Origin of the sequence: Cellulophaga sp. (genome assembly GCF_039943695.1) — a bacterium.
Classification (GTDB): Bacteria; Bacteroidota; Bacteroidia; order Flavobacteriales; family Flavobacteriaceae; genus Cellulophaga.
Map to the genome: position 1 here is coordinate 1 of NZ_JBDVAA010000095.1, position 5,838 is coordinate 5,838.

Below are 5,838 nucleotides of genomic sequence, written 5' to 3' on the forward strand. Positions count from 1 at the left end.
ACAAATAAGTAAAAACCAAACACACATAACTACCTAAAAATTAACAAACTAAAAAATAAACTGGTTTTTTTTTCGTGTATAGACTATAAAACATATGTATATTGATAAAAAGCCTATATTTAGCAAAATAATTTTGACAGTATATAACGCATATTTTTAAAAATAATATAGCTTTAAATTAGCATCAGTTTTTATGAAAATGAATATCAAATTTGATTATAACTTTATCTGTAAAGCCGTTTTACAGGAGCAGTTACACGCATTAAATTTGGAATACAAATTACACAGTTTAAGTGAGGTTGAGTTTAAGAAAAAACCAACAGATGCAGAGTTAAAGAAAATAACAGAAGTATTAAACAAATACGGCATAGAGGTTATTGCTAACCCGCAAGACGCACTAGTACAACGCATTAAAGAACTTATTACTACGCTAATAAATGATCCGGAAAAATCTAATAAGTACAATGTATCAGACTATTTAGCAGAAGAGTTAAACTATTCATATGCGCATTTGTCTTCTGTTTTTTCAGAAACAACATACTCATCTATAGAAAATTTTATAATTCTAAAAAAGATAGATTTAGCTAAAGAGTTAATTATACATAGAGATTATACTTTAACAGAAATTGCGCATCAATTAAATTATAGTAGTGTAGCACATTTATCTTCACAGTTTAAAAAAACAACTGGTTTAACACCTTCTGCTTTTCAGCGGATAATTAAGAAACGAAAAAAAAATGAATCATAAAACCTTAAACATATGGCTATAGATATTATGAATATAGTTTTAGCCGACGATGACTCTGACGATCGATTATTGTTTGAGGAAGCTATTACGGAGATTGATGTAAAAACAAAATTATCGTTATTTAATGATGGCAAAGAACTTATGGACTACATAACTTTACCTGACGTTGTTTTGCCAGAAATTGTATTTTTAGATTTAAATATGCCCATAAAAAACGGCATGCAATGTTTAAAAGAAATACGAGACAATGCTACGCTTAAAGATTTATGTGTTGCAATTTACTCTACATCTTCATCTGAGCAAGATATAGAGGAAACGTTTGTTAACGGAGCCAACATATATATTAATAAGCCAAACAGTTTTTCTGCGTTAAAAAAAATTATAGAAAAAATAGTGAAAATTAATTGGCAATACCATACCTCTGCTTTAAACAGAGATAACTTTTTACTTCGTTTATAACTACAATAAAATAGAGCATAAAAAAATTTATTCCTTTTTGTGCTCTATCCATTTTATTTTTACCTCAATCCATTACATCACACCAAAAGGACTTTTTATAAAAAATTGTTTTGGTACATTAGCGAGTCTGTTATTTTAATTAAAACATAGAACGTGGTTAAGTCTTACAAAATATTTATAATTCTACTAATTATTGCTATTGCCTTACTTGCTTTTTTGGGCAGTAATAGTTACAAACAAATAAGAGAACAAGAGAAAACAGCAGAATTAGTTGTGTATACTTTACGTGTAGAGAGTGAAATTAACACCTTGTTTTCTGAGTATGCTTTAATGCAATCTCAAGTACTTAAAAACAAGCTTTTTAATAAAGTAAACCATACTATTTTATTAAAAAAGTACAAAGACAGTGCTAGAGAAACCTTTAGTAAACTTAGTTTTTTAATTAAAGATAAACCAGAACAGCAAAAAAGGTTAAATGAACTTGCTACCATACAATTTAAGTTTTATGAAGCTATAGACGAGTTTAATGCTTACAAAACAGATACAAAAAAAGAAAAAGTAAACGATAGTGCTTTGTTACAAAACGTATCTGTACTTATGGCTAAAATTGAAGGCATAAAAAAGAATATGCTTAGTCATGAAGAACTGTATTTGCAAGAACAACGAGACCAACTAACAACCTCCAGACGTTTAAATCCTATTACTACTCTTTTTTTAGGAATGTCTGCTATACTTATTTTTATAATATCTTTTTGGCAAATAAATAAGCAGCGCAAAAAAAATGATACAACAACTGCTTTTTTAAAAAGTGTTTTAAAAAACACAGAAAACATAGTTAGTTTTTACACTCCTGTAAAAAACTCATCAGAAAAGATAATAGATTTTAAAATTGTTTACATTAATCATAACATAGAAAATATATTAGGTACTAAGGTAAAGGAAATGAAAGGCAAATTACTGTCTAACATATTACCTATGCAATTTAAAAATGGCGTTTTTGAACATTTGGTTACATGTTACGAAACCGGGAAAATGCAAAAGTTTAAAAGAAACTATGAGTTTAATAAAACTGACTACAGGTTTAAAAGTAGTGTTGTAAAATTAAATGATGGTGTTTTAGTTACTGCTGCAGATATTACAGATGAACATATTATAAAGAAAAACTTAACTGCTGCTAAAGATAAACTAGAATCTCAGAATTTATTATTACTAGATAATCGTGCATTTTTAAGTAATGTTTTTAAAAGTACGTCTAATATTGTAACCCACTTTAAATCTATTAGAGACGCTTCAAACAAAATAATAGATTTTGAAATTTTGTTTATTAATGACTCTCAAAACGAGAGTATTAAAAATAATATTCCATCAGAATTAAAATATAAGAAAGCTTCTGAAATTTATCCAGATATTTTTAAAAATGGTGTTTTTGAAAAAATGGTTAATTGCATAGAGAAAGAACAGCAAATAGAGTATGAAACTCATATAGAAAAAAATGGTAAAACTATTTGGTTAAATGCAACAGCCATTAAACTTAATGACGGTGTTACTGTTACGTCTAGAGATATTACGTTAGAAAAAATTAGGGCAGAAAAACTAAATATACTTAATGCCGAGTTAGAAATACAAAATTCTATTTTTAAAGATGCAGAAGAGGTTGCAGATATTGGCAGTTACGTTTGGTATTTAGACTCTGGTACTGCTGTAATATCAGACAATTTTTATCGTATTTTAGGATATGAGCCTAAAGAATTTGAAGTTACTTTTGATAGTTACCGTAGTTTTATACACCCAGATGACTTAAAACTATACGACCAATTAGGCAAAGAAACAGTAGAAAATGGTACATCTACCATACATACCTACCGTGTTATAACAAAATCTGGTGCTTTTAAGCATATTTACATCAACGGACAAAAAGTTGTTAAAGATGGTAGAGATGCATCTGTTGGTGTGGTACAAGATATTACAGATAGTGTTAAAACTGAAGAAAAATTAAAAGCAAAAAATGAAGAACTAAAACGTTCTAACGCAGAATTAGAATCTTTTAACCGCGTGGCTAGTCATGACTTACAAGAGCCTATGCGTAAAATACAAATGTTTATCTCTAGACTCTCTGAGGGTGAAATAGAAAAACTATCAGATAGGGGAAAAATGTATTTTAATAAGATTGATAGCTCTGCTAACAGAATGCAAACTTTAATTAAATACCTACTTGCCTACTCTAGAATAAACAGAACAAAAAAAGATTTTGTAAAAATTTCTTTAAATGATACTATTGAAAAAGTTTTAGGTGATTTAGAAGAGTTAATTGAAGAATCTGGTGTAGATATTACAATTGATAATTTACCTACCATAAAGGCCATACCTTTTCAAATGGAGCAACTATTTAATAATTTGGTTAATAATGCTATTAAATATAGATCTACAACAGAAACTCCTAAAATTACTATTGAATGCAAAAAACTTACACGAACAGAAATTACCGATACCTTTAATAAAAGAAGAAAAAACTACTACCGCTTAACTATAAAAGATAACGGTATTGGTTTTGACCAAGAAAACGCAAAAAAAATATTTGGTCTTTTTGAGCGCTTACACCAAAAAGAACAATACTCTGGTACTGGTATAGGATTGGCTATTTGTAAAAAAATAATAGTAAACCACAGAGGACATATTATTGCTAAAAGTAAGCCTGGTGAGGGCTCTACATTTAGCGTGTACTTACCGGCTTAATTTATTTTTTTGATGATTTTTTCTTGAGTTTCATATTTAAAAATTCTACTAATAAAGAAAATGCTATAGCAAAATACAGATAGCCTTTTGGTATAGCACCAATAGTTTGTCCAAAAAATACTGTGCCAGATAAGTGAGCTGCCTCTGTTATAAGCATAAACCCAATTAATATTAAAAATGATAAAGCAAGTAACTGCATAGATGGGTGCTTACTTATAAATTCTCTTATTGTATTAGCAAAAGCCATCATTATAGTTATAGATATTACAACGGCTATAATCATTAGTATTAAAGAGTGGTTTGCATGTGTACCAATACCATTTGTCATTCCTACAGCTGTTAATATAGAGTCTATAGAAAAAATAAAATCTATAATTACAATTTGTACAATTGCTTTGGGCAATGTGGTTATTTTTTTTGCTTTTAATTCTTCTTCCTCTTCTCCTGGTTCATCTAGTTTTTCATGAATTTCTGATGTACTTTTATATAGAAGAAAAAGTCCGCCAAAAAATAAAATAAGTGCCTGCCAACTTATGCCTACTTCTAACCAAGAAGTTGTAATAGTATAAAACGGCTTTTTTAAGCCTACTAAAAAAGATACTCCTAATAATAAAAGGATACGTTGTACCATAGCCAGTAACAAACCTAAGTTAGTTGCTTTTTTTTGCTGCTCTTTTGGCAACTTACCGGCAGCTATAGAAATAAACACAATATTATCTATACCTAATATTATTTCTAAAAAGGTTAGGGTTATTAATGCTATCCAAGCATCTGCACTAGAAAAAATCTCTAACATAGTTAATGGCTTTTATGTAAATAAGTTGTTTTAGGAATGTTTTATAAAATTAAAAAAAATACCAACAAAACATTCAAAACAGCTTAAAAGGATTAAAATTTAATGCTATAAGGGCCAAAAACAGGGCTTTTCTAATAATTATATAACATAAAGCTAAAATTGTATAACAAAAAAAGACGGTCTCTTCACCAACTTTGTACCAAACAAAACAACAACGCTATGATACATATAAAACAAGCATGCATTACAAATTCTAGAGTTGGACGTAGCTGGGTTAAAGAATCTCTACGAACTAATAAAGAAAAGCAAATATCTAATGATACAGATACAACTACAGATGGTCTAGAAAGCTTAAATAAAGAATAAGGGAATTTCCTTATTAGTATTTAATAAAACAATGATCAAAAAAAATAATATGAAAAAGCTATTAATTCCGTTGGCAGTAATTTTAATAATAATTTGGGCTTTAGCCTTTTTTATCTACGCGTTAGGTTACATAGCACATATTTTTTTAGTAGTAGCAACTATCCTTTTTATTATAAAGGTTTTGCAAGAAAAATAATTAAGAATCCCTAAACAAGAAGCATTATGAAAGTTATAAATCTTAGAACAAACAATATAGAACAAGACTTTAATCAATTTAAAGAAGATCTAGGCGGCCGTTTAGAGTATACTCACAAAGAGTATTCTTTAGAATTAGATAATGATTTTGGGAAGGGAGAAATTAAAGGAGTATCTGTAAACAAAAATATATCTTTTATAGAGTATAATTTAATGTTTGCACAAGACACTGTTATTATTAGAAACACTCCTATTACTAACCCTATTTACTTTTTATACTGTGCAGAGGGGCAAATGAGTCACAGTTTTGGACAAGACGGTAAGCAAAGGTCATTAAACCAATTTCAAACAGGAATTTTTGCAAGTGACCCTAGTAAAGACGCTTGTTTTTTCTTTAGAAAAGGACAATCTGTAACATTTTCTAATATTAGTATTAACACATACTCAGAAAATAAAGATGATGAAGCAGATGACTTATTGCAAACTCAACTTTTAAAAACATTTATGCCATCTAAGGAAAAAGAGATTTTTGCTTATGTTG

6 protein-coding genes and 1 pseudogene are annotated in these 5,838 nt (G+C 28.7%); 6 read left to right on the plus strand and 1 reads right to left on the minus strand.

Going from position 1 to position 5,838, the window contains the following annotated elements:
• Positions 1–193 precede the first annotated feature (193 nt).
• From ABJD66_RS06560 to ABJD66_RS06570, 3 genes are all read left to right on the plus strand, one after another.
• The gene (locus ABJD66_RS06560; protein WP_100896384.1) at positions 194–748 is read left to right on the plus strand and encodes an AraC family transcriptional regulator; all 555 of its coding nucleotides are present in this window, start codon (positions 194–196) and stop codon (positions 746–748) included.
• A gap of 12 nt (positions 749–760) precedes the next feature.
• Positions 761–1,207, plus strand: coding sequence for a response regulator (locus ABJD66_RS06565; protein WP_100896385.1), 447 nt, complete (start codon positions 761–763; stop codon positions 1,205–1,207).
• A gap of 153 nt (positions 1,208–1,360) precedes the next feature.
• Entirely contained in the window at positions 1,361–3,940 is a 2,580-nt protein-coding gene (locus ABJD66_RS06570; RefSeq protein ID WP_348129576.1) for an ATP-binding protein, read from the plus strand.
• 1 nt (position 3,941) lies between these two features.
• Here ABJD66_RS06570 and ABJD66_RS06575 read toward each other — a convergent pair whose 3' ends face one another.
• A complete protein-coding gene (locus tag ABJD66_RS06575; protein WP_100896387.1) occupies positions 3,942–4,736 on the minus strand; it encodes a TerC family protein in 795 nt (264 codons plus the stop codon).
• Positions 4,737–4,955: 219 nt separating this feature from the next.
• On the opposite strand from ABJD66_RS06575, the gene ABJD66_RS06580 reads away from it, so the two are divergent.
• The 3 genes and pseudogenes from ABJD66_RS06580 to ABJD66_RS06590 form a co-directional block, all read left to right on the plus strand.
• The gene (locus tag ABJD66_RS06580; protein ID WP_157811138.1) at positions 4,956–5,102 is read left to right on the plus strand and encodes a hypothetical protein; all 147 of its coding nucleotides are present in this window, start codon (positions 4,956–4,958) and stop codon (positions 5,100–5,102) included.
• A gap of 49 nt (positions 5,103–5,151) precedes the next feature.
• A complete protein-coding gene (locus tag ABJD66_RS06585) occupies positions 5,152–5,298 on the plus strand; it encodes a lmo0937 family membrane protein (protein ID WP_157811139.1) in 147 nt (48 codons plus the stop codon).
• A 26-nt stretch (positions 5,299–5,324) separates the two neighbouring features.
• A pseudogene (locus tag ABJD66_RS06590) lies at positions 5,325–5,838 on the plus strand (AraC family transcriptional regulator); the annotation flags it as partial.

Bases quoted from the DNA above. Each gene is read 5' to 3' on its own strand.
- ABJD66_RS06560 (WP_100896384.1), top strand. From the start codon at position 194: ATGAAAATGAATATCAAATTTGATTATAACTTTATCTGTAAAGCCGTT.
- ABJD66_RS06565 (WP_100896385.1), top strand. From the start codon at position 761: ATGGCTATAGATATTATGAATATAGTTTTAGCCGACGATGACTCTGAC.
- ABJD66_RS06575 (WP_100896387.1), bottom strand. From the start codon at position 4,736: ATGTTAGAGATTTTTTCTAGTGCAGATGCTTGGATAGCATTAATAACC.
- ABJD66_RS06580 (WP_157811138.1), top strand. From the start codon at position 4,956: ATGATACATATAAAACAAGCATGCATTACAAATTCTAGAGTTGGACGT.
- ABJD66_RS06585 (WP_157811139.1), top strand. From the start codon at position 5,152: ATGAAAAAGCTATTAATTCCGTTGGCAGTAATTTTAATAATAATTTGG.